The sequence below is a fragment of the Bradyrhizobium sp. 132 genome (assembly GCF_023074185.1).
Lineage (GTDB): Bacteria > Pseudomonadota > Alphaproteobacteria > Rhizobiales > Xanthobacteraceae > Bradyrhizobium.
In genome coordinates this window covers 1-1,049 of sequence record NZ_JADPKY010000001.1, presented here as the reverse complement: position 1 = coordinate 1,049, position 1,049 = coordinate 1, and the positions used below count along the sequence as shown (strand labels likewise).

Here is a 1,049-nt window from a genome sequence, read left to right as displayed (position 1 = left end):
ATGGCGGAACGGTGAGACCGAGCGCCTTGGCCGTCTTCATGTTGATGATGAGGACGAACTTTGTTGGCCTCTCTACCGGGAGGTCCATAGGCTTGGCGCCCTTGAGGATCTTGTCAACATAGTCGCCAGCGCGGCGGAATAGATCGGCTGTATCTGCCCCGTATACCGATAATCCTCCATTGGCATAATGTCGAAATAAATAATTTGCTGGCAGGTGATACTTAGCCGCGAGCGCGATGATCCGCTGTGCCTGGGCATAAGTGAGGGCATCGCCAAAATCAATGATCGCATCGGCGCGTTGGGCGACGGCCGAGGCAAAGGCAAGGTCGAGTTCTTCTGGCGTGGTCGCCGGAACGAGAGGCAGAGCCACGCCGAGGTTCCGGGCTATGCGGGGGATCTCTTCCGCGAAGTACAGGCTTTGCAGCGGATTGTCGGGGTTGACCAAAACAGCGATTTTGGATGCGCCGGGAACAAGTTCTCGAAGAATTTCGAGGCGTTTTGCAAAGAAGTCATCGGGAACATTGGTCGTCACGCCCGTAATGTTGCCACCTGGCCGCGACAGGCTTTGTACGAGGCCGAGGTGCACGGGATCAGCGACACCCACGAACACAACGGGAATAGTGGCGGTCGCAGATTTGAGCGCTATGGCTGCTTGCGGTCCCGGGGCAATCAGGATGTCGGGGCCGAGCGCCATCAGCTCGGCGACGGAATCGGTTAATCGATCTGCGGGTTGAGAAAACCGATATTCAATGGCCAGGTTTTTTCCCTCTATCCAACCTAGGCTTCGCAGCGCATCAAGGAACGCAAGCTCGGCTTGATTGAGGGCCTTCCCGCTTCCATCGCCGATGGCGAGGAAGCCGAGACGACGACGTTTACCCTGCCCGTGCGAAGGGCGTGGCGAAATGAACAGCGCTGCAGTTCCTGCAATGAACTCTCGCCGCTTCATTCCATCCTCTTAGCTGTCTGAGGACGACGACCAAACGACTATACCACCTGTTGACCATCGGTGCAGGTCACTTTCTGACCTCGACTGCTAACGCCCTCACTTC

At 57.0% G+C, this 1,049-nt stretch carries 1 protein-coding gene; it reads right to left on the bottom strand.

The window, feature by feature from the left end; all coding sequences use genetic code 11:
• The coding region (locus IVA74_RS00005; RefSeq protein WP_247338618.1) for an ABC transporter substrate-binding protein at positions 1-946 on the bottom strand (946 nt) is incomplete at its 3' end.
• Positions 947-1,049: the final 103 nt, after the last annotated feature.